This window comes from Streptomyces europaeiscabiei, assembly GCF_036346855.1.
Classification (GTDB): domain Bacteria; phylum Actinomycetota; class Actinomycetes; order Streptomycetales; family Streptomycetaceae; genus Streptomyces; species Streptomyces europaeiscabiei.
In genome coordinates this window covers 5,373,232-5,395,898 of record NZ_CP107841.1, presented here as the reverse complement: position 1 = coordinate 5,395,898, position 22,667 = coordinate 5,373,232, and the positions used below count along the sequence as shown (strand labels likewise).

Sequence of the window (22,667 nt, the reverse complement as noted above, 5' to 3'; positions counted from 1 at the left end):
GTCGAGGTACGCGGACAAACGAGGGTCCATGCCGGCCGTCGGTACGTCGATCTGCAAGTTCGGCAGAACGTCAGGTAAGACCTGCAGCACCGTCAGGTACAAGAACGTCAATGCCGGTGGTCTTGGACACATGGTCGTCATGAATGGGAACGTCTGCAAGCCCGGTGACAGCGGCGGTCCCTGGTTCAGCGGCGGAACGGCCTACGGCATTCACACCGGGATCGTTCCCGTAGACGGTGCGCAGCGATGCATCTTCACGCCGGCCTACCTCTACCAGAACCGCGGATACGACGTGTGGACGCGTTAGACAGTGAGTGAGATGATCGAGGCGGGGACCAGCCACCCGCCCCGATCATCGTGTTGCGAAGGTTGCCCTCGTGAAGTTAGTGAAGGTCCTGCTTTTCGTGTCCGTGAGCATGCTGGCGCTTTCCGCCTGCGAAGGCTCCGGCGAGAGTGCTGAGCCAGGCGTTTCTCCCTCCGAGAGCACGGAGGGAATTTCCTTGCCTGATGCTGAAGGTGTTTCTGTCGTCGGTGCCGATCCCACAGTCATCGTCCATGATCTGACCGTGGCTCCCGGGATGACCGTCAAAGGGCGCCTTGCCTATGTAGGGGAAAGCAAGTGTCTTCTGGTCCACGGCAAACGGGCCGACGAGGAATTCACAGCGACCCCGATCTGGCCCAAGGGTGTTGAGCCCGTCGTCAGCAACGGCAAGCGGGGCGTGCGGGTGCCCGGCTTCGGGGCCGTCCTGGAGGGAGACGCGATCGCCGCGGGCGGCAGCTTCTGGGAAGCCGATGACAAGAGAGTCAACGACTCCGGCATCGACCCGACCTGTCGGGCAGAGGACGGATTCATCGTCTTCAATGCGGACTCGTTCCAACAGTGAGACGCGAGAGGGCACCGTCGACTGACACCCGAACACATAAAGCTCCACGGCCAACTGGATCTCCCGAGCGCAGCCGACTCCGTACACTCCACGTGAGCGCACCTGGCGATCCCACCCTCACCCGGTCACCACCGTGATCCCTCGCCCCGGGATCCGTGGTGATCTCCCCTTGATGTTCCCCTCGACACCGCCGAACACCTCGTCGCAGAACTCGCCGCGAACGCCGCCACGCACGGCCGGCTCCCCGGCCGGGACTTCCGCCTCGTCCTCCACACCCGGAAGTGGCCGAGACCACCGCCAGCGCCGAGCCCACGCCGACGGAAAGCGCGTACGCGTTCAAGAACCACGTCGGCGAGACCCTCGGTGAGGCCACCGACTCGGTGAAGACGGACGACATCGACGACATCAAGTGGCTCAAGGCGGTCAAGAAGCTCGGCAGCCCCAAGCACTCCTGGAAGGTGTGCTTCCAGTACCCGTTAGCCGGCACGCCGATTGAGTCGATATACGACTTCAAGGCTCAGTTCTCCGTCGTCCCGCCCCGCACTGCCTGCCCCAGGAACGACGACATGGCCATGGTCACCGTGCCGAAGGTGAAGAGCAAGACATACGGGCAGGCAGTGAAGCTGCTCAAGGATGCTTCCGCTGGCTTCTGGCGCCTGAGAACGACGTCATGCGCCTCGCGTGATGCCGGACAGGGGCGGACGACCTGGTCGGCGGGGCCCGGCGAAGGGCTCTGATCCTTCACCCTCACGCACCCGTCGGCGACCCCGATCGGCGGACATGGTGACGCCGTCCGGCCACCGGAGAAGGATGGCCGGGCGGCGTCACGTATACGTGGGAGCGGTCAGGAGAGGGTGCCCGCGCCCGTCGTGCCGGTCAGGTCGGTCAGGAGGCTGGTGACCGTGGTCTGGAGGCCGGCGGTGAGGGCCGGGGTCCAGTTGACGGTCGTCTTCAGCTTCTTCGAGTTCGCGGCGTTGTACGCGGAGACGAGGTCCGTGGCCTTGCCGTTGACGATGTTGCCGCTGCCGGCGACCGAGCCCGTGCCGTCGCCGCTCAGCAGCTTGGCGACCTTCGCGTCGGCGGGGATCCTCCAGACGTTGCGCTCGGCGACGACCTGGGCCTTGGCGCGGGAGTCGAGGCTGTACTTGGGGGCGTAGCCGTTGACCGTGGTGGTGTCGTAGACGTTGTTGTAGAGGTGGATCTGGCCGATACGGGCCAGGGGCGCCCGCTGCACGATCCCCTTCCACAGGTTGTGGTGGATCGTCACGCGCAGCTTGCCGGTGGAGTCGGTGTCGCTGCTGCCGATCAGCATCGTCTTGTCGTGGTTGAGGAACTGGTTGCGCTCGACCGTCACCAGGTCGGAGCCGTTGGTGATGTCCAACGCACCGTCGTGGACCTGGTACTTGCGGCCGAAGTGCGTCGCCTCGGTCTTGTCGAAGGTCGGCGCGTCGGTGAACGTGTTGTGGTCCGCCCAGACGTTGGTCGCGCCGCGCAGCGTGACGGAGTCGTAGTTGGAGTTCCACTCGCCGGACGAGCCGTCGGTCGGGTCCCACTGCGGGAAGCAGTCCTGGGTGTCCGCGAAGGTGAGGTTGCGCATGACGACGTTCTTCACGTTCTGGACCAGGACACTGCCGCCGAGGATGCCGGCCTTGGTGCCGGGGACGCCCACGATGGTGGTGTTGGACGGCACCCTGAAGACGATGTTCTTCTTCTGCTTGTTGGCGGCGGCCGCGCGGGCGGTCTCCTGGGTGCCCTTCGGGGCCTTCTTGCCGTACGTCGACGGGTCGAACGCCTTGAGGTAGGCGGAGAGCGAGTAGCCGGTGCCGGAGGCGTAGTCCGCGCAGGTCAGCTTCTTGCCGGAGTCGTTCGTGTTGGCGTCGATCGTGCCCTTGATCTTGATGATGCGGGGCGTGGTGTCGGTGGCGGAGCCGAGGGCCTTCACGAGCTGCGCCCGGGTCGACACCGTGAAGGTGTGCGCCGCGTCGGCCTTCGCACCGCCGGTCGTACCGGAACCGGACGCCGCCCAGCCGTCCTTGGCGGGCAGTACCTGGTGGTAGAGGTCCACGGTGGGGTTGGCGTTGGCGTTCATCACGAGGACGCCGGCGCCGACAGCGGCGGCCACGGCCGCGGCGGAGACCATGAGGGTCCGGCGCGTGCGGAGGGACCGGCGGTGGGACGGGCGCGGGGAGGCAGAGGCCACGGATGAGTCCTTACGTAACGTACGTGATTCGGGGGAACACGTGGTTCGTGTGGAGCCCCCGTGAAGGGGGTTCCGACTCATGTGTGGTCGCCGCGCGGGGAAAGGTTGCCTCCAACTTCCCTGTCCGTCGGGGGATCTGAGCCGCGGTCAGCCGAGGTTCGACTTCACGTGGCTGATGACCTGCTCGAACTCCTTCTTGGGCGAGAAGTCCACGTACTCGCAGTCATCAAGCGCTTCCGGTGCGTGCCCGGGCGGCCAGTAGAAGGCCTCACCCTCCTCGTAGGTCTTGTCGCCCTCCTTGGTGTGCATCACGAGCCGACCCTTGAACATGTAGCCCCAGTGGGGGACCTGGCACAGGCCGTCGGGCTCGTCCTTGAGGGCCGGCCGCATGTCCGTCCCCTTGGGGAACCGGACGAAGGCGACCTCCGTGCCGCCGCCGATGTCCCGCATACGCAGTTCGACGCCGTCGCCCTCGATCTCGACGGGTGCATCCGTCCGCGTGACTGCCGTCATGATTCCTCCACGACCGATCCGCCGCGGGGCCTCGGGAATCTCCCTGCCGGGGTCCGCTCTCTCGGGACCCCGCACTTTCCAGTCTGCGCCTGCATCACGCACACCTCGAATCGGGGTGAGTTGCGTCACGACCGAAATGCGCCTGATGGAATCGATCGACCTGCTTTTCCGGAGCGACAAATGCCACCTCCTCGATATCTATGGGGCACTTGCCGCCACGAGTGGCAAATTCACCTGATCATCTGCTTCGCGATGCCCTCACCCACCGCCCCGGCGGGGAGGTCTTCTGCCTGGTCCCGCTTGCGCACGAGGGGCCTGAGCGGGTGCGCCGACGGCTGGGTTCGTTCGTCCTCCCACCCCCGGGAAACATGATCGACACCGCTTCGACAGTCGCACGGACGTTCGTTGCCCGGTGCGCTCGGCGGTCCCCATAATGACCGGGCTCGCCAGGGCGGCGGCCGACCAGGAGGTCATTCAGGACCAGAGCAGGACGAAGTCGGACCACTCAGTGAGGCCACGCATGTCACGTATGAACAGTCACCGCCGGAAGACGAAACGCTCGGGTACGAGGGGTTCGGAAACCGGGCGTCCGAGAACGAAGCGCCGGAAGATAGCCGTCGCCACCGCCGTCGTGCTGGTCGTGGGTGCCGTGGGTATCCCCACTGCGGCGCTGGCGGGCGGCCACGGACTGGGCGGCTGGAGCAGTGTGGCGTCCTCCTGGTGGGGAGGGAACAAGTCGGACCAGGCTTCCCCGGAGCCCTCGCGCACACCCACCCCGTCCGCGGCAGAAGCCTCCGCGAGCGCCTCCCCCACACCGTCGCGCAAGAAGCGCCCGTCGCGCTCCGCGAGCCCGAGCGCGTCCCCTTCGAAGTCCGGCGGTCCGGCCGCCAAGTCCACCCCCGACAGGGCCGACACCCCGGACAGGACAACCTCACCTCCGACAGCCCCCAAGGCGACGAAGGCCACGAGGTCCGACACCACTACTCCCACCACCTCCGCCGGCGACACGGATTCCGGCCCCACGGCCCGTGTACTGACCCTGGTCAACGCCGAACGCGACAAGGCGGGTTGCTCGCCGGTGACCGTGGACACCAAGCTCACCAAGGCCGCGCAGGACCACAGCCAGGACATGGCCGATCACACGAACATGTCCCACACCGGTTCCGACGGCTCGTCCATGAGTGACCGTCTCGCCCGCGTCGGCTACCGCTTCAGCACGGCGGGCGAGAACGTCGCCGCCGGCTACGGCACCGCCGAGAGCGTCATGGACGGCTGGATGAACAGCCCCGGCCACAAGGCCAACATCCTCAACTGCGCCTTCAAGGAAATCGGCATCGGCCTGGCAGGACCGGGCAACTACTGGACCCAGAACTTCGGCTCACAGGCGTAGCCCCCGAGGTGCCGTATGAGGGCGGCGGCGCCGTGTCGGGTGACGGGGAGTATGCGGGCGGAGTCGTCGCTCTCACGGAGGAGTATGCGGGAAGGGGACAGGGCGAGTTCGACGCATGAGGCGCCGTCCGAGCCGCTGGAGAACGAGGACTTCTGCCATTGAGGCACGTCTCACAGCTCCTTCACCAGGCGATGGATGAATTCCCTTGACCGGCCGGGGTCAAGGGACAGAACCTCCGGCATAGAGCAACGCGGCGCTGGCCCCCGCGAACCGTCCACGTCGAACGGGATCACCCGCACAGTGACACCAGGACACCAAGGGCCCGGCCGCGGCCTCGCCCTCGCCCTCGTCGAGGCCTGCGCCGAGAACCGGGGGTGGTTCAACTCGATGCCTGCGCCGAGGACCCGGGGTGGTTCAACTCGATCCACACCGCCAAACCCCACCGCACGGACGGCAAATTCGTCTGGTGCGATCTGACCACGGCGGTGTGAACGTTTCTTCCTGGCTCGAAAGAGTGATCACCCCCCAAGTGGCCCAAATCGGCGCGGGATGCCCCATAGGTTCCACCACATGGTCACTTCAGCGCACGAGGGTATGCACCGCATCTTCCAGGAGCGGCCCGAGATCCTGACCCCTGTCTTCGAGGCACTGGGCATCGCGTTACCGGACAAGGCGAGCGTGTACGCGGTCGCAACCGACGCCACGGAGACCAAGCCGATGGCGCGGCACATCGACACGGTGCTGCGCGTCGACCCGTCCGACGGCGAGGACTTCCTGCTCGCCGTCGAGGCGCAGGAGCGGCGCGACAGGAGGAAGGAGCGAAGCTGGCCCTACTACATCGCCTATCTGCAGTCGAGGTACCGTCTGCCGGTCCTCCTGCTCGTGGTCTGCCGCGACCGGGCCACGACCAAGTGGGCGACCGGCCCGTTCGACTGCGGAGCCCGCGGCTGGGTCGCCCAGCGTACGTACCCTCTCGTCGCAGGACCGGACAACCTCCCGGTGATCACCGACGCGAGGACCGTGGCGGAGAAGCCCGCGATGGCCGTCTTCTCCGCGCTGGCCCATGCCGACAACCCCGAGCGCGACGCCATACTGAACGCATTGCACCGTGGCTTCGCGCAGCTGGACTGGAGCGCCGCCGGCTACTTCAGCCAGTTCCTGGAGAACGCCCTGGGGGAGAGCCCCGCCGGAGACAAATGGAGGCACATCATGACGTTCGTCAACTACTTCCCCGGCCGGGGCACGATCCTGGAGAAGGCCTACCTCGACGGTGAGGCCAAGGGCGAAGCCAAGGGCGTCCTGGCCGTCCTGGAAGTGCGCGGCGTCCCCGTCTCCCCCGAAGTCCGCGAACGCATCACCACATGCTCCGACCCCATCCGAGTCAGCGACTGGCTCGACCGGGCCGGCACGGTCACGCACGCGGAGGAACTCTTCGCGGAGGACCCGGAGAACTCAGGGGCCGCCGATGCCCCGTCCGGTGAGGGCCTCGTATAGGCCCCGGTCTGCCCTCTGCGAGGCAATCGGGCCATCGCGGCATCGAGCGGCTGAGTCCAGTCACGTGTAGCAGCACCACTGTCGCCGCCAGGCCGACAGGGCCCGGCGGCGATGGCGGACTTCCGGCTGCCCTTCTCCGTTCAGCCCTCAGTCCTCAGCCCCGGTCCCCACCCCCGCCCGGACCGCCCCCGAAGCCGCCGCCCTCCGGGGCCTCGCCCGCCGTGACCGTGGCGATCTTCTTCGCCGAGCCGAGCTTGCCGGACCCGGCGAGGCCGCCGGTGTCGGAGCCGGAGGTGGTGCCGCCGGAGTACACCGTGTACTTCTCGCCGCTCTTGATCGACCCACCCGAGTACACGACGTTCTGGATGGTCTTCGAGGTGACGTACGACGCCACGACCTTTCCGTCCGCGTCGACGATGTGCAGGGTCGTGCCCGCCTCGACCGACGCGTCCAGGGTCGCCGACAGCCAGCCCTGTTCCGATCCCTCGTCCGGGGCGACGACCATGCCCGCGCTGCCCGCGGCGAGGAGCGTGCCGCCGCTGACGGTGAAGCTGCCGTTGACGTCGAGCGCTCCGTTGCCGCCCATCTCGGGGCCGTTGACGACGATCGTGCCGCCGGTGATCTCGGCGGTGCCGTTGGAGTCGAAGCCGTCGCCCTGGGAGTTGAGGACCAGGGTGCCGCCGGTGACCTTGGCGGAGTAGTCGCCGACGTTCTCGCCACCACCGCCCCCGCCGGGACCGCCGCCCCGTCCGCCCTGCGCGTCCTCCTCGGAAGTCGCCTCGCTGCCCGACGCGTTGACGCCGTCGTCGTCGGAGGTGACGTTCGAGGTGCCGCCCCGGACGAGGATGTCCTTGCCCTCCAGGCCCTCGTTGGAGCCGGTGATGTCCAGCGTGCCCTCGCTGATGACGAGGTCACCCTCGGCGTGGATGCCGTCGTCTCCGGCCGCGAGGGTGACGTCGGCACCGTTGAGGTGGACGGCCGCGTCGCCGTGCAGGGCGTCGGCGGAGGCGTTCACGTCGACCGTGCCGCCCTCCAGCACCGTGATCACGCCGGACTTCAGGCCGTGCGCGGAGGTGTCGTCGGAGGCCTCGCTCTTCACGGTCAGTTCGCCGCCGGTGACGACGAGGTCGGTCGCGGCGTCCACGGCGTCCCCGTTCGCGGTGACGGAGACCGTGCCGCCCGAGACGGCGATGTAACCCGCGTCCTCCTCGTCCGCGTTGTCGGACTTGAGCCCGTCGCCCTTCGCCGTCACGGTGACCGTGCCACCGGTGACCACCAGGTAGTCCTTGCCCCGGATGCCGTCGTCGGCGGCCTCGACGGTGACGTTCCCGCCCTCGACGACCAGGCCGTCCTTGCCGGCGATCGCGTCGTTGCCGTTCCCCTTCACGCTCAGTGAGCCGCTGCCGCCGATCGTCAGGTCGCCCTCGCTGTACAGGGCGGCGTTCGCCTCGGCGTCGTCGGCGTAGGAGTCCGTGTCGCTCAGCTTGTTCTCGCTGCCGTCCGCGAGGACGACCACGAGCCGCTCCGCCTCGGTCGCGGCGATCGCCGACCCGGAGGAGCTGGAGATGTCGACCCCGTCGAGGACCAGCTTGACGGTCGCCTCGGGGGCGGTGACCACGATCTGCCCGTCGTCGAGGGACCCGCTCAGCAGATACGTGCCGCTGGAGGTGATGGTGACGGTGGACCCGTCGACGTCCACCCCCTTGCCGTCGGCGGAGGCGGAGTCGCCCTTCAGCTCGATGGAGACGGCCTTTGACTTCTCGTACTCCGTGTCGCCGTCCTCGGCGTGCGTGTCCTCGTTGTCGGCGAGGACGGCCGCCGCGTCCTGCGTCCCGTCCACGGCAGCCGCCGCGCTCGCACTCGACGACGCGTCGGACGACGCCGAGCCGGAGTCGCTCCCGGAGGAGCAGCCGGCCAGCGCGGCGGTCGCGAGGACGACGGAGGCGAGGGCGGCGACCGCCTTCGTACGGAACCCCCGTGCCCTTCTCTTCCACGTGTTCATACGGATGTTCATGCAGGGCTCCCGTTCAGTGCAGGTGCGGTGGGGAAGTGGCGCCGCAGAACGGGCAGCCAGCGGTGGGCGGGCAGGTCGGGCCGGAGCGCGGCGAGCCCGGTGCCGTACTTGGAGACCGGGCAGGGCCGGTGCTTGAGCGACCACAGCAGCCGGTCGGCGCCGGAGCCCGCGCGCCCGGCCTTGGTCTCGACGATGGTCCGCTCGGGGGTGCGCAGTTCGGTGCCGTCGGGCAGTGCCCAGGTCAGGTCGGTGTCGACGGTGACCCGGCTGCCGCTGCCCGGCAGGAAGAGGGTGGTGCGGCTGTAGCGGGTGGTGAGCGTGGGCACCAGGCGGAACTCCCGCGCGTCGATGCCCGCCTCGCCGAGGACGTCGTCGGCGTAGGCGCGTGCCTCGGGGCCCAGCCGCTCCGGCTCCCCGTCGTACGGGACGCGCTGCTTGACGGTGGTGCCGCGCGGGCCGCGCGTCTTGACCTCCAGGAAGTGCTGCCCGGACCCCAGATACGTCCGGATCCGCAGCTTGAAACGGCGTCGCCGGCGGCGGGCCGCGCCCAGATAGCCGTCCATGTCCGGGGTGTCGAAGTACACGGACCGGTACGCGAACTGCCGCTCGCCGTCGACCTCCAGGACCTGCACTCCCCCGGTGTCGGCTCCGCTCGACCGGGAGGTGCCCCCGCCGTCGAGCCCGCCGAGCACGAAGGGAAGGTCGGTGAGGGGCAGCATGTACTTGCGGTCCAGGCGGGTCAGCAGCTCGGCACGGCTGACGAGTTCGTCCAGGCCGATGGGGCGCAGCGCCCCCACCACGGGGGCGACGGAGTCCAGGGCCGTCATGCCCGGACCCCTTGCCCCTGCGCCTGCCCCTGCGCCTGCTGGTGCGCCTGTTCCTGTCCCTGCGCCTGCCCGACCCGGGGGCCGGCCTCCTCGCGCCTGCGCGGTCCCTCGCCGGTGACGACGTACCGGACGTCGACCAGGGTCATGTCGTTGACCAGGTCGACGCTCTGCACGGACAGGTTCACCACCCGCCCGCCCAGCAGCACTTCGAGGTACGCGCGCAGGGCGTCCTCGTCGGTGTAGGCGGCGTCGAGCCGCAGGCTGCGCTGCCGGTAGCGGCCGAAGAGCCTCGGGTGGTCGCCGACGTACAGCGTGGCGACGATCAGCATCATGAGGAGGCCCGAGAGGACGTTGACCTCCTCCGGCAGTCCGGCCAGCAGGCCGAGCGCGAGCGCGGAGAAGTAGTAGGCGATCTCGTGATGGGCGATCTCGTTGGACCGCAGCCGGATGATCGACAGGACGCCGAAGAGCCCCATCCCGAGGCCGATGCCGACCGACGAGGAGCTGAGCGTCATCGCCACCGCGAGAACACCGACGTTGACTCCGAGGAAGGCGGCGATGAGGTCCCGGCGGTGGTGACGCGGGAAGTAGACCGCGAAGGTCAGTACGGAGATGGCGGCCAGGTCGGCAACCACGAGAAGGGTCTGGTCCATGTCAAAAGACAATCGAGGGTCAACCTTTGAGCGCGCTTTGCCTTCCCTTAACGGAACTTGAGAAGTCCTGCGCGAAAACGGCAGATGAACTCGATCGACTTCGGCCGCTTCTTGTGAAACGACTGTGGAGACCCGCCAGTATTTTAGATTTCAAGATTGTTACTGACGAGTTGTCTGTGACATTGGGGTCCTCGGGGGATCGAGATCTTTCGGATCGATCGACATGGACCCACAGTTGACGAACCATCACATACACCCGAGGACGGCCGCCACCCTGCTGGCACCGCTTCTCGCCGGAGCCCTGACCCTGACCGCGGTCACCGCTCCCTCCTACGCCAACTCTACTGAGAGCAGTGGCAGTTACGGCCACGACACCTACACCTACACCTACATCGTGAAGCTCGCCGACGCGCCCGTCGCCGCGTACGAGGGCGGGCTGCCCCGGCTGAAACGGACGGCTCCCGCGGCGGGCAAGCGGCTCGACGCCGGCTCCACCGCGGTCCGCAGCTACGTGCGGCATCTGGACTCCCGCCGGGACGAGGTGCTGGACGCCGTCCCTGGCGCGAAGAAGCTGTACGACTACGACTACACGTTCAACGGATTCGCCGCCCGGCTCACCGGCCGGCAGGCCACGAAGCTGGCCGTGACGCCCGGGGTGCTGTCGGTGACCCGCTCCACGGTCGTGCAGCCGATCGCTCCCGCGTCACCGGAGTCGGTGGCCGGGACGGCCAAGGGCGCCATGGTGACCAAGGGGGCCGTCGGCGGTGAGCGCACCGCGCCGGTCTCGCCCCTGTCCGAGCCCGCGTCCCCGCCCGCGACCGCTGACGAGAGCGGCACCACCGAGGCAGCCCTCCCTGACGTGCCCCGATTCCTCGGCCTCACCGGGAAGAAGGGCCTGTGGGCGAAGGCCGGCGGTCCCGAGCGGGCCGGCGAGGGCATGATCGTCGGGGTGATCGACCCGTTCGGTCCGAAGAACCCGATGCTCGCCCCGCTGCCGGAGCCCCGCCCCGACGCGGACGTCATCGCCAGGAAATGGCGCGGCACCTGCGACGAGGGCGACAGCAGCGACCCGACCCACCAGGTCACCTGCAACAACAAGGTGATCGGGGCCGCCTGGTTCCGTGCCGAGGTGCCGGACCCCCAGCCGATCGACGTGCCCTCGCCGCTCGACATGCACAGCCACGGCACCCACATCGGCACCACGATCGCCGGCAACTACGAGACCCCGGCGTCGATCGACGGCACGAACATCACCGGCACGCTCAGCGGACTGGCCCCGGCGGCCCGCCTGGCCTTCTACAAGACCTGCTGGAGCATCGGTTGCGGCGGCGCGGACAACACCGCCGCGATCGACCGCGCGGTGGCCGACGGCGTGGACGTCATCAGCTTCTCCATCGGCGGCACCCTGACCGACCCGACCTCCACGGAGGCGATGTTCAACGCGGCGAAGGCAGGCGTGTTCGTCTCGGCCGCGGCGAACAACGAGGGCCCGGACACCGTGGAGAACACCGCTCCCTGGATCACGACGGTCGCGGCGGAGTCCCACGACACCGGTTTCACCGCGACCCTGACCCTCGGCGACGGCCGCTCCTTCACCCAACCCGGCCTCACCAAGGGGACACCCTCCACCCCGCTGGTCAACGCCGTCGCGGTCGGCAGGCAGGACGCGAAGCAGACCGAGCACTGCGCGCCGGGCACGCTCGATCCGGACAAGGCGAAGGGGAAGATCGTCGTCTGCGACCGGGGCGGCGAGGGCTTCACCTACCAGGACAGGTTCGACGAGCTGAAGCAGTCCGGCGCGGTCGCGATGGTCCTGGCCAACACGCCGACCAGCGCCCAGGACCTCGTCACGGACCCGCAGTTCCCCATGATCTCGGTGAGCCCGAAGGACCGGGAGACGGTCAAGGAGTACGCCGCCGGTCCGGGGGCCGGCGCGGAGATCTCCCCGACCAGGAGCGGGCACGTCCGGGCTCCCGTCATCACCGGCTTCTCCTCCTCGGGTCCCGACCCGTTCTCCGGCGGCGACCTGCTCAAGCCCGACATCGCCGCACCGGGCGAGTTGATCGCGGCGGGCACCGTGCCCGGCGGCTTCGCCGGATACACCGGTGAGTACGGCTTCATGAACGGTACGTCGATGGCGACGCCGCACATCGCCGGCCTCGCCACCCTGCTCATGCAACTGCACCCGGACTGGACCCCGATGAAGGTCAAGTCCGCGCTGATGACCACGGCGACCACGACCGACAACGAGGGCGAGCCGATCGGCCGGCACAACGACGAGGGAACCGAAACCGCCTCCGCCACCCCGCTCGACTACGGAGCGGGCTCGCCCAGGGTGACCCGTGCCGCCGACCCCGGCCTGGTCTACGACTCGACGCCCGCCGACTGGACGGCGTACCTCTGCGCCCTCGGCAAGCAGCCCACCGCCGCGGACGGCACCGACCCCTGCGCCACTGCCCCGAAGACCGACCCCAGCGACCTCAACTACCCGTCCCTCTCCGTCGGTGGCCTCATCGGCAGCCAGACCGTGACCCGCACGGTCACCAACGTCGACGACGTCACCGCCACCTACCGGGCAAAGCTGCGGACCCCACCCGGCTACAAGGCCGAGGTCACACCGAAGCGGCTCACGCTGAAGCCCGGTGCGTCGGCCACGTACCGGGTGAAGTTCACCCGGACGTCCGCGCCCTACGGCCAGTCGGTCTTCGGCTCCCTCACCTGGAGCGACGCCCACAGCCACCACCGGGTGACCAGCCCCATCACCCTGAGCGCCGAACGGATCCAGGCGCCCGCGGAGGTCACGGTGACCGGCGGCGAGGGCTCGACCGGCCCCGTCACGCTCACCCCGGGCATCGGCTGGAAGGGCAGGCTGACGACCGAGGTCACGGGCCTGTACGCGGGTGAGAGGACCACCGGGACCCTCACCGGCACCGACACCACCGCCTTCTGGGACAGCCAGCACGAGAACGCGGCCGTGGTGCGACACCGGCTCCGCGTCCCCGAGGGCGCCTTCACCCGTGTCGCCGTCACCGCCGCGGACCATGTGCCCGGCAGCGACCTCGACCTCTACGCCTTCGACACCGACGGCGACCACGTCGGCGAATGGGCCGACGTCGGCTCCGACGAACACGCCGACCTGCCGCCCGGCGACTACGACGTCTACGTCCTCCAGTACGAACTGCCGGCCGGCACCACCGCCCAGCAGTACACGCTCTGGAGCTGGAAGGTCGGCCAGGGCGAACCCGACGCCCCCGCCACCGTCACCCCGGCCGGCCGGCCGGTGGCCGCGGGCGATCGGCCCGAACTCAAGGTGACCTGGTCCGCTTTGAAGGCCGCGCCCTACGTCGGCCTCGTCGAGTACGGCGACGGTTCGACCACCTTCGGGCGCACCGTCCTGACCGTCACGCCATAGCCGCCCCACACCCCCACACCCCCCACAGCCGCGGGGGCGGACGACGGCCGTACACCTGGCGCCCGATGCCTCCGCGGCGCCCGATCGATCAACATGGATCACAAGTGACACGCACACACATACGCCCGAGAGTGGCCGTCACCACTCTCGTGCCCCTGCTCGCCGGAGCCCTGACCCTCACGGCGGTCATCGCCCCCACCTTCGCCGCCAACTCCAACTCCAACTCCAACTCCAACTCCACTGGCAGCGGTGACAGCTACGGCAACGACACCTACATCGTCAAGCTCGCCGACGCGCCCGTCGCCGCGTACGAGGGCGGGCTGCCCCGGCTGAAGCGGACGGCGCCCGCGGCGGGCAGGCGGCTCGACGCGGACTCCGCCACGGTCGAGAAGTACGTGGCGCATCTGGACGACCGCCGGGAGCGGATTCTCGCCGCCGTGCCCGGGGTGGAGTCGCTCTACGACTACGCCTACACGTTCAACGGATTCGCCGCCGAGCTGACCGGCAGACAGGCCGCGAAACTGGCCGCCACACCCGGGGTCGTCTCGGTGACCCGCAACACGGTCGCCCCGCTGACGCCGACGGGGCCGGACCACGGGCCGGGGGCGGGTGCCGACGGCCGGGCGAAGACCTACGTGCGGATCGAGGCCGGGGACAAGGCCGACGCCGAGGCCGAGGCCGACGCCGAGGTCCCGTCCCCGGAGGCCCAGCAGCCGCCTTCCCCTCCGAAGGACGCGTGGCACGCAGGGCCCTCGTCCTCAGGGGCGCGGGACTGTGACACATGCGGCTCCCCCGCGCGGGCGCGATCAGCCATCACCGGACCCGCACCCGCGGCCGCGACCGCCCGAACACCGCACGCCCCGAGCTCCAAGGCGTCCAGGACCACCGACCCGGCCCGGTTCCCCGACACCCCCCGCATCCTCGGCCTCTCCGGTGACAAGGACCTCTGGGCGAAGGCCGGCGGCCCCGAGCATGCCGGCGAGGGCGTCATCGTCGGCATCGTGGACACCGGCGTCTCCACGTCCAACCCGATGCTCGACGCACTCCCGGAGCCGCGCCCGGACGCCGAGGCCATCGCCGGGAAGTGGCACGGCGACTGCGTGCCCGGCGACGACCCCGCACACAAGGTGACCTGCAACAACAAGGTGATCGGCGCCCAGTGGTTCGGCGTCGGCCGAGCCGACCCGGACGGCGAGGACATCCCCTCGGCGATGGACACCGACAACCACGGCACACACACGGGCACCACGGCCGCCGGGAATCACGGCGTCGCCGCGTCGGTCCCCGGCAGCAACGCCGAGGGCAGGCTCAGCGGTGTCGCCCCGGCCGCCCGCCTCGCCTACTACAAGGCGTGCTGGAGCAACGGCTGCCCGACCGTGGACACCACGGCCGCGATCGACAAGGCGGTGGCGGACGGCGTCGACATCATCAACTACTCCATCGGCGGTGCGCTCCCCGACCAGCCCGACATGGAGGCCCTGTTCAACGCGGCCAAGGCGGGCGTCCTCATCGCCGCACCGGCCGGCAACAGCGGCCCCGACACGGTGGAGCACACCGGCCCGTGGGTCACGACGGTCGCCGCGGCGACGCACGACACCGAGTGCACCGCCTCCCTGGTCCTCGGCGACGGCCGCCTCTACACCAGCCTCAGCCTGAACCCACGTCGGCTCCCCTGCCCTCAGTGACTCGCACAGCCACCACGAGGTCACCAGTCCGATCGCCCTGCGCGCCGTACTGTTCTCGATCCCGAGCGAGGTCACGGTCACCGGCGGCGACACCGCGACGCTGACGCCCGGCGCCGGCTGGAGCGGTGAGCTGACCGCGGTCGCCGACCGTTGTGGCGAACCGCTGCAGAGCGATCCGCCCGCGCACTCCCCCGAGTGCGCGGGCGGATCGCGTCGGCCCGAAACCTGGACCCGCGCCGATTCCCCCGATGGGGTGGCAGGTGCTCCCGTCGACCCCGGCCAACTGCCGCCGTCCCTTACAAGTGGCAGCGCCGGTAAGGAAGTTGGAGCAGAAGGAGGCACGAGTGGTGCGACGGGACAGGGCGCGGACGATGGCCGCGGTGACCGCGGCGGCGACGCTGGCGCTCACTCCGGGGGCGGCTCGGGCGGTCGGTCCCCGGCCCACGGTCGTGGAGACGGTCACGGCGACGGCGGCGGCCGGGGTGGCCACCGCCGGGGCGGTGACACCGACGGCGCGACCACCGGAGATCAGCGGCTTCCTGACGATCGTCAACAAGGCGCGAGCGGACGTCGGGGTCCCCCCGCTGGTCTGGGACGAGTCCGTGGCCGCGCACGCCCGCCACTGGGCGAGGGTGCGGGTCGCGGACTGCGAGCTCATCCACTCGAACAGCCGGTACGGCGAGAACCTGGCCAGGGGTTCCGACCCCCGCTACTCCCTGTCGGACGCGGCCCGCCTGTGGCTCGACGAGAAGTCCGACTACGACCGCCCCTCCAACTCCTGTGTGAACGACCGGGAATGCCTCCACTACACCCAGCTGGTCTGGCGCACCTCGACACGCGTCGGCGCGGCCAGGGCCCGGTGCGGGGACGGCTGGACCTATGTGGTGGCCAACTTCGATCCACCGGGCAACTGGCTGGGCCGACGGCCGTACTGACCCGGGGAAAGGCCGGGGAAGGACGTCAGGGGCCGTGATAATCCCTCCATGGCCCCACCACCCCCGTCATTCCCCACCGCCCCTGAGGCCCGCGCGTGAACGACTTCCCCCCGGGTTCACCCGCGAACGACCAGCACTCGGCCCCACACGTGAACGGCCTCCCCGACCAGCTCCGCCGGTTCCTCGTCGACGTGCTGAGCATCGGCGCCCCGTACGACCTCGCTCTCACCGGCGACCACGCGGCGCAGGCGCACGGACTGATCGAGGCGCGGCCACCCGGGCGGGACCTGGAGGTGGCGACGGAGCACGCGGCCCCGATGGAGCAGATCGCCGCCACGGTCCGGGTGGGCCTCGCGGAACGCGGCTGGCTGGTGCACTCGGTGGAGACGGCCCCGCTCTCCGCGCGCCTCCTGGTGACCGACCCCACGACGGCGGAGGAACGCACCCTCGACCTCCTCAAGGAAACCCTGTGGCACCCGCCGGTCCGAACACCGCTGGGCCCCGCCCTCTCCCTGGAGGACGTGGTCGGCACGAAGGTCCGGGCCGTGGCCGACCGGGGCTCGGCCCGCGACCTGATCGCCGTGCACGCGGCCACCGCCCACTGGACCGTCGCCGAACTGGAGGAACTGGCCCGCCGCCACACCTCCGCCACGTCCACCACGTTCGACCTCGCCGACCTCCAGTCCCGCCTGGAGGGCACCGAGTGGCTCGACGACCGGGAGTTCGCCCGCCACGGCCTGGACACCGAAGCCGTCCTGGGACTGCGCCGATGGGCCCAGACCTGGGCCGACGACATCGCCGAACGCCTCTTGGAGGAGGAGGCCCTGGCATCCCCACCGGAGGACCCCGAGTGAGCGGATCTCGCCCCGTCGCCCGGGGCCACCGAACACCAGGGGGCGGCGGTTCCGAACACCAGGGGTCGGCAGTCGCGAACAAACGGGTTGAGGCCCCCGCCCCCTCGCTCCCAGAATCCGTCGTATGGACGACTTCCCCAGGCTCAGCCAACTGCCCTCCTCCCTCACCGAGTTGCAGGAGGCAGCCCGCACCGCCGGGTTCACCATGTCGTGCGAACCCCGCACCGGCAGCCTGCTCGCCACCCTCGCCGCCACCCGCCCCGGCGGCCGGATCCTCGAACTCGGAACCGGCGTCGGCGAAGGCACCGCCTGGCTCCTCGGCGGAATGGACGCGACGGCGACCCTGGTCACCGTCGAACTCGACGACCCCGTACAGGCCGTCGCCCGTGAGCGGTTCGGCGGCGACGAACGGATCACCTTCGTCACCGGGGACGGCGGACGCTGGCTGGACGAGTACGACGGCGCGCCCTTCGACCTGGTCTTCGCGGACACCTGGCCCGGCAAGTTCACCCACCTCGACGCCGCCCTGGAACTCGTGGCGCCCGGCGGCGCGTACGTCGTCGACGACCTGACGCCCGTCCCCGGCTGGCCGGAGGGTCACGAGGCCGCGGTGACCGACCTGCTCGCGGTTCTGGAGGGGCGCTCCGACTTCCGGACGACCCGGCTGGCCTGGTCGAGCGGCCTGCTGCTCGCCGTCCGGACCGGTGACGCCGCCGGCACCTCGGCCTGACCGTTCGCCCCCGGCCCCGCTCCCTCGGCCGGTCCCGCACCCGGTCCCGCACCCGGCCCCGTGTCCATGCCCAGCGCCGTACGGGCCGCCCCGACATGGCGCAGACCCTCGACCGCGGTGCGCGTGACCTGCGCGTACTCGTCGGGCGTGCGGGCCCGGGTCAGCTGGGCGCGAGCGGCGCGGAGACGTTCGGTGGCGTCGGTCAGGGACTCGGCCGCGCTGCCGCCCGCCCCGGCCTGCGCCCGTACGTCGATGCCGGCCAGGCTGCCGCCCAGCCGGACCACCCACCGGTTGGCATCGGCCTCCGCGTCCAGGTCGGACGACGGACCGGGTCCGTCCACGGACCGCCGCTGCGCGACGATCGCGACCACCGCCCCGACGATCAGCAACACTGCCACCAGCACGGCCAGCTTCATGGCCTCCTCCTGCATTCCGACGTTCCGTCCCGTACGGCCTGTTCGTGCCGTACGGCTTTTTGCGTCCGTACGGCTCTTACGTCCCGTACGGCTCGTACGGGTTCCTCGCCCTGTACGTCCCATCACACCCCCTCCCGCTGTGATCGTCCGACGAGAAACCTGTGCGTCTCCTGATGACTTCCCAAGCGGGTACCCGAGACCTGGCCGAGCGCACGCCGAAGGCCCGGAACCCAAGGGGGAGGGGTTCCGGGCCTTCGCCGTAACGCCGGCCGGGATCAGCTCGCCGAGGCGGACTCCGACGCCGGGTCCGACGCGCCCGGCTGGACGGAGTCGTCCGTGCCGGTGTTCGTGGCCTCCGGGTCGACGCCGACCGTGATGGAGCCGACGACCCCCTTGGCGATGTCGTCCTTCTTCTTGTACTTCAGCTTGAGCAGACCGCCCTGGACGCCGCTGCCGTCGTAGATGGTGTCGTCGTCGAGGGTCGTGCGCTCGGTCGTGGAGGTCGAGTACGGCTCGACCTCGGCGGACGCGAGGACCGACTCCTCGTCGAAGAAGAACTGGCCGGTGTGGCAGGTGGTGCCGCCCTCGTAACCGGCGTCGGTCCACTCGCCATTGACGTGCACCTTGGTGTGGACGTGCACACAGCGGCCCCGGTACCAGCCCGGGAAGATCGTCTCGAAGGTGACGAAGCCCTGCTTGTCGGTCTTCCAGGTACCGCGCAGATAGCGGGTGTCGCTGGTCGGCTCCTCGTGCCCGCCGCCACCGCCGCCACCGGACGGGGGTTCACCGGTCGGGGCGCCGGACGGTACGTCCGTGGGGGTGCCCGAGGGGGCGCCGGTGGGGGCGGTGCCGCCGCCCTCGGAGAAGCTCTCGTAGCCCGAGTAGAGGCCCAGCGCGTCACAGTGCCAGATGTCGACGGCCGCGTTGCGGATCGGCTTGCAGGTCTCGGAGTCGATCACCTTCAGGCGGAGGGTGAGGGGGATGCCCTCCTTGTCCTCGGTGATGTCCTTGCGGAGCTTGTCCGCGTCGATGTAGTACGGGCCCTCGGTGGTCTCCGAGGTGAGCTTGTAGCACTCCTCGCCGGCGCTCGCGCTCGTGGAGGCGAGGGGCTTCGCGCTTCCCTTCTTGTTCGTACCCGCGCTCGCGGTCGCGACCACCGCTCCGCCCACGCCCACCGCGGCCACGGCGCCCGCGCCCGCCACGACCACCTTGCGGCGCGTCAGGTCCCGCTTGTGCCTCGGCCCCTGGGCCTTCTCGTTTCCGGTCTGGTTTCCCGTCATGACCAGGAAATTAGGGAGGCAGGCTGTCAAAGTCGTGGGAAAGGACTGTGGTTTGCCCCGCATTTCCATGCGGATTCCCACGCGGAGGGAAAAGGGGCCCGAAATCGCCGTCTATTTCGGGCCCCATTTCGGCAAAGAATCTGGCCAGGGTTGCCTTACTTATGCTCTAGCTCGCAGACGGTGACCCCGAGGCGCCCGGCTGCGGCGGCATCCCCGTACCGTCGTTGGTCGCCTCCGGGTCCACGCCGACCGTGAGCGAGGCCCGGACGCCCCTGGCGATGTCCCGTGTGTCGTAGCGGAGCTTCAGCAGTCCGCCCCGGGTGCCGCTGCCGTCGTAGATCGTGTCCTCGTCGAGCGTCGTACGGTCGTCGGTGTTGGACGCGTACGGCTCCACCACCGCGGAGGCGAGGACGGACTCCTCGTCGAAGAAGAACTGGCCGGTGTGGCAGGTGGTGCCGCCCTCGTAACCGGCGTCGGTCCACTCGCCATTGACGTGCACCTTGGTGTGGATGTGCACACAGCGGCCCCGGTACCAGCCCGGAAAGACGGTCTTGAAGGTGACGAAGCCCTGCCAGTCCGTGCGCCAGGTGCCGCGCAGATAGCGGGAGTCGTCCGTCGGCTCCTGGTGGCCGCCGCCCGGGGGCGGGCCGGAGGGGTCACCGGTCGGGGGTTCGCCGGTGGGGGCCGGGCCGCCACCGCCGTTGCCCATGTCCTCGTAGCCGGAGTAGACACCGGCCGCGTCGCAGTGCCAGATGTCGACGGCCGCGTTGCGGACCGGTCGGCACGTCTCGGCGTCGATCACCTTGAGGCGGAGCAGGAGCGGGATGCCCTCCCGGTCCTCGGTGACGTCCCGGCGGAGCTTGTCCGCGTCGATGTAGTACGGGCCCTCGGTGGTCTCCGTCGTCAGCAAATAGCACTCCTCCGCGGCCGAAGCGCGACCGCCGGGTTCTCTTCCCCGCTCACCGGCGGAGGCGTTCGCCGCCATGGCACCGCCCAGGCCCACCGCCGCGACGGTACCCGCGCCGGCCACGACGACCTTGCGGCGCGTCAGGTCACCGGCGGCCGTCGGCTGCCGAGCCTGCTCGTCCCGCTGATCCCGCTGATCCCGCTCGGCCCGCTGATCCTGTTCATTCGCTGTCATGCGCCGGGAAGTTAGATAGGAAGCCTGTCAACGAGCTGAGAGAACAGCCGCTTTTCCCCGCACACGGAAAAGGGTCCTGAAATCGACGGGCGACTTCAGGACCCTTTCCCTTTCAAGCCCCACTGAGGCTTGCCTTACTCAATTCCCTACTTCGGCTGCGGCTTTCGCACCGACAGGTGCAGTTCGCGCAGCCGCGCCTCCTCCAGCTCGGTCGGCGCGCCCATCATCAGGTCCTGGGCGTTGCCGTTGAGCGGGAAGGCGATGGTCTCGCGGATGTTCGGCTCGTCGGCGAGGAGCATGACGATGCGGTCGACACCCGGCGCGATACCGCCGTGCGGCGGGGCGCCGAAGCGGAAGGCGCGCAGCATGCCCGCGAACTGCTCCTCGACGGTGTCCCGCTCGTAGCCCGCGATCTCGAAGGCCTTGAGCATGATCTCGGGCTCGTGGTTCCGGATCGCGCCGGAGGACAGCTCGACGCCGTTGCAGACGATGTCGTACTGCCAGCCGAGGATGTCCAGCGGGTCCTGGGTCTCCAGGGCCTCAAGGCCGCCCTGCGGCATGGAGAAGGGGTTGTGCGAGAAGTCGATCTTGCCGGTCTCCTCGTCCTTCTCGTACATCGGGAAGTCGACGATCCAGCAGAACCGGAAGACGCCCTCCTCGAAGTGCCCGGCACGCTTGGCGGCCTCGACCCGCACCGCGCCCATGATCTTCGAGACCTCGTCGAACTCTCCCGCGCCGAAGAACACCGCGTGGCCGGCGGCCAGCGACAGGCGCTTGGTCAGCTCGGCGACGTTCTCCTCGGTGAGGAACTTGGCGATCGGGCCGGACAGCGAACCGTCCTCGGCGACCCGCACCCAGGCCAGGCCCTTCGCGCCCTGCTCGATCGCGTACTCGCCGAGCTGGTCGAAGAACTTGCGCGGCTGGGCCGAGACGTCCGGCACGGCGAGCGCGCGCACGTGCTTGCCGGCGAACGCCTTGAACTCCGAGCCCTCGAAGACATCGGTGATGTCCACCAGCTCCAGCTGGGCCCGCAGGTCCGGCTTGTCGGAGCCGTACTTGAGCATCGCCTCGCGGAACGGGATGCGCGGGAAGGGCGAGGTGACGTGCCGGCCCTTGCCGAACTCCTCGAACAGCTCGGTCATGAGCTTCTCGATGGGCTGGAACACGTCCTCCTGCTCGACGAAGGACATCTCCACGTCGAGCTGGTAGAACTCGCCCGGCGAACGGTCCGCGCGCGCGTCCTCGTCACGGAAGCAGGGCGCGATCTGGAAGTACCGGTCGAAGCCCGAGATCATCAGCAGCTGCTTGAACTGCTGCGGAGCCTGGGGGAGGGCGTAGAACTTGCCCGGGTTGAGGCGCGACGGCACGACGAAGTCGCGGGCGCCCTCGGGGGAGGTGGCGGACAGGATCGGGGTCGCCATCTCGTTGAAGCCGAGGGCCGTCATCTTGTGACGAATGGCGCTGATCACGGCCGTACGCAGCATGATGTTGCGGTGCATGCGCTCGCGGCGCAGGTCGAGGAAGCGGTACTCCAGACGCCGCTCCTCGTTGACCCCGTCCTCGGCGTTGATCGTGAAGGGGAGCGGGGCGGCCGCGCCGAGCAGCTCGACCTCGCCGACCTCGACCTCGATCTCGCCGGAGGGCAGGTCCGGGTTGACGTTCTCGGCGCCTCGCGAGACGACCTTGCCGTCGACGCGGACGGTCGACTCCTTGGAGATCTTGTCCAGCGCCTCGTAGGCCGGGGTGCCCGGACGGGCCACCAGCTGCGTGATGCCGTAGTGATCGCGGAGATCGATGAAGAGGATGCCGCCCAGGTCGCGCCGATTGTGCAGCCAGCCGCTCAGCCGGACGTCGGTGCCGACGTCAGAGGCGCGGAGCTCGCCGCAGGTGTGGGACCTGTACCGATGCATCGTCGTTCATCCAGCCTTCGCTGATCGGGGATCTTGGCGGGTGTCTCACGGCCGGTGTTTCGCGGCCGATGTTTCACGTGAAACAAACCCAAGGGCACGTGAAACAAACCCAAGGGTACCGGCCACCCCGAGATCACCTCCCCACCATTTACCACGGAGGGAACCGTGCGGCAGGACCCCGGGTCCGGCGGCCGCCGTGACACTGACCGGATACGCACGGTCATAGCCATGGGCAGGACCGTAAGCGGTTACTGTCGCTAGCGTCGATTGCCGTCACCTCCGTCGCCGCCGGTCGTGGTTACTTGTCATGGCCTCCGGTCCCGCCCGGT

Annotated in this window: 19 protein-coding genes and 1 pseudogene; 11 read left to right on the top strand and 9 right to left on the bottom strand. The window is 69.5% G+C overall.

The window, feature by feature from the left end:
• The first annotated feature begins 28 nt into the window (after nt 1-28).
• The 4 genes and pseudogenes from OG858_RS23645 (at nt 29) to OG858_RS23630 (ending at nt 1,621) form a co-directional block, all read left to right on the top strand.
• Nucleotides 29-307: a chymotrypsin family serine protease gene (locus OG858_RS23645; protein WP_328544489.1), complete on the top strand. Its 279-nt coding sequence runs from the start codon at nt 29-31 to the stop codon at nt 305-307.
• A gap of 70 nt (nt 308-377) precedes the next feature.
• Nucleotides 378-884, top strand: coding sequence for a hypothetical protein (locus tag OG858_RS23640; RefSeq protein WP_328544490.1), 507 nt, complete (start codon nt 378-380; stop codon nt 882-884).
• A gap of 174 nt (nt 885-1,058) precedes the next feature.
• A pseudogene (locus OG858_RS23635) lies at nt 1,059-1,157 on the top strand (ATP-binding protein); the annotation flags it as partial.
• An 8-nt stretch (nt 1,158-1,165) separates the two neighbouring features.
• Nucleotides 1,166-1,621 carry a hypothetical protein gene (locus OG858_RS23630; protein WP_328544491.1) on the top strand — a complete coding sequence of 152 codons (456 nt, stop codon included), beginning with the start codon at nt 1,166-1,168 and terminating at the stop codon, nt 1,619-1,621.
• Between the two features lie 107 nt (nt 1,622-1,728).
• On the opposite strand, the gene OG858_RS23625 is transcribed toward OG858_RS23630, so the two are convergent.
• Both OG858_RS23625 and OG858_RS23620 read right to left on the bottom strand, forming a co-directional pair.
• The gene (locus OG858_RS23625; RefSeq protein WP_456243137.1) at nt 1,729-3,084 is read right to left on the bottom strand and encodes a pectate lyase family protein; all 1,356 of its coding nucleotides are present in this window, start codon (nt 3,082-3,084) and stop codon (nt 1,729-1,731) included.
• A 147-nt stretch (nt 3,085-3,231) separates the two neighbouring features.
• Nucleotides 3,232-3,597 (bottom strand): cupin domain-containing protein, encoded by a 366-nt coding sequence (locus tag OG858_RS23620; protein WP_086747636.1) that lies wholly within the window; start codon nt 3,595-3,597, stop codon nt 3,232-3,234.
• A 520-nt stretch (nt 3,598-4,117) separates the two neighbouring features.
• On the opposite strand from OG858_RS23620, the gene OG858_RS23615 reads away from it, so the two are divergent.
• Complete coding sequence (locus OG858_RS23615; RefSeq protein WP_408059424.1) at nt 4,118-4,987, top strand: CAP domain-containing protein; 870 nt, start codon at nt 4,118-4,120, stop codon at nt 4,985-4,987.
• Here OG858_RS23615 and OG858_RS23610 read toward each other — a convergent pair.
• On the bottom strand, nt 4,954-5,154 hold the full coding sequence (locus tag OG858_RS23610) for a DUF397 domain-containing protein (protein WP_328544492.1): 201 nt from the start codon (nt 5,152-5,154) through the stop codon (nt 4,954-4,956). The two genes, OG858_RS23615 and OG858_RS23610, sit on opposite strands and share 34 nt — an antisense overlap.
• A 403-nt stretch (nt 5,155-5,557) precedes the next feature.
• On the opposite strand from OG858_RS23610, the gene OG858_RS23605 reads away from it, so the two are divergent.
• Nucleotides 5,558-6,481, top strand: a complete 924-nt coding sequence (locus tag OG858_RS23605; protein ID WP_319260422.1) for a hypothetical protein — start codon at nt 5,558-5,560, stop codon at nt 6,479-6,481.
• 154 nt (nt 6,482-6,635) lie between these two features.
• On the opposite strand, the gene OG858_RS23600 is transcribed toward OG858_RS23605, so the two are convergent.
• Genes OG858_RS23600 through OG858_RS23590 form a run of 3 tightly spaced genes read right to left on the bottom strand, consistent with a single transcriptional unit; the run spans nt 6,636 to nt 9,975 of the window.
• Nucleotides 6,636-8,495 carry a carbohydrate-binding domain-containing protein gene (locus tag OG858_RS23600; RefSeq protein WP_328544493.1) on the bottom strand — a complete coding sequence of 620 codons (1,860 nt, stop codon included), beginning with the start codon at nt 8,493-8,495 and terminating at the stop codon, nt 6,636-6,638.
• Entirely contained in the window at nt 8,492-9,322 is an 831-nt protein-coding gene (locus OG858_RS23595) for a polyphosphate polymerase domain-containing protein (RefSeq protein ID WP_319067645.1), read from the bottom strand. Before OG858_RS23595 ends, OG858_RS23600 begins: the two co-directional genes overlap by 4 nt.
• Nucleotides 9,319-9,975: a DUF4956 domain-containing protein gene (locus OG858_RS23590; protein WP_328544494.1), complete on the bottom strand. Its 657-nt coding sequence runs from the start codon at nt 9,973-9,975 to the stop codon at nt 9,319-9,321. The genes OG858_RS23595 and OG858_RS23590 overlap by 4 nt, the downstream gene beginning before the upstream one ends.
• A 223-nt stretch (nt 9,976-10,198) precedes the next feature.
• Between OG858_RS23590 and OG858_RS23585 the strand changes: the two genes are divergently transcribed.
• From OG858_RS23585 to OG858_RS23565, 5 genes are all read left to right on the top strand, one after another.
• Nucleotides 10,199-13,387 (top strand): S8 family serine peptidase, encoded by a 3,189-nt coding sequence (locus tag OG858_RS23585; protein ID WP_328544495.1) that lies wholly within the window; start codon nt 10,199-10,201, stop codon nt 13,385-13,387.
• A 104-nt stretch (nt 13,388-13,491) separates the two neighbouring features.
• Nucleotides 13,492-15,072: a S8 family serine peptidase gene (locus tag OG858_RS23580; protein WP_328544496.1), complete on the top strand. Its 1,581-nt coding sequence runs from the start codon at nt 13,492-13,494 to the stop codon at nt 15,070-15,072.
• A gap of 347 nt (nt 15,073-15,419) precedes the next feature.
• Complete coding sequence (locus OG858_RS23575; RefSeq protein ID WP_328544497.1) at nt 15,420-16,007, top strand: pathogenesis-related family 1 protein; 588 nt, start codon at nt 15,420-15,422, stop codon at nt 16,005-16,007.
• A 149-nt stretch (nt 16,008-16,156) separates the two neighbouring features.
• Nucleotides 16,157-16,861: a hypothetical protein gene (locus tag OG858_RS23570; RefSeq protein ID WP_319319786.1), complete on the top strand. Its 705-nt coding sequence runs from the start codon at nt 16,157-16,159 to the stop codon at nt 16,859-16,861.
• A gap of 124 nt (nt 16,862-16,985) precedes the next feature.
• Nucleotides 16,986-17,591, top strand: a complete 606-nt coding sequence (locus OG858_RS23565; RefSeq protein WP_086750442.1) for an O-methyltransferase — start codon at nt 16,986-16,988, stop codon at nt 17,589-17,591.
• Between the two features lie 691 nt (nt 17,592-18,282).
• Here the strand turns inward: OG858_RS23565 and OG858_RS23560 are convergent.
• From OG858_RS23560 to aspS, 3 genes are all read right to left on the bottom strand, one after another.
• Nucleotides 18,283-19,287 carry an intradiol ring-cleavage dioxygenase gene (locus OG858_RS23560; protein WP_086750441.1) on the bottom strand — a complete coding sequence of 335 codons (1,005 nt, stop codon included), beginning with the start codon at nt 19,285-19,287 and terminating at the stop codon, nt 18,283-18,285.
• A gap of 166 nt (nt 19,288-19,453) precedes the next feature.
• A complete protein-coding gene (locus OG858_RS23555; RefSeq protein ID WP_327724502.1) occupies nt 19,454-20,428 on the bottom strand; it encodes an intradiol ring-cleavage dioxygenase in 975 nt (324 codons plus the stop codon).
• Between the two features lie 146 nt (nt 20,429-20,574).
• Complete coding sequence (gene aspS / locus OG858_RS23550) at nt 20,575-22,338, bottom strand: aspartate--tRNA ligase (RefSeq protein WP_086750439.1); 1,764 nt, start codon at nt 22,336-22,338, stop codon at nt 20,575-20,577.
• Nucleotides 22,339-22,667 lie beyond the last annotated feature (329 nt).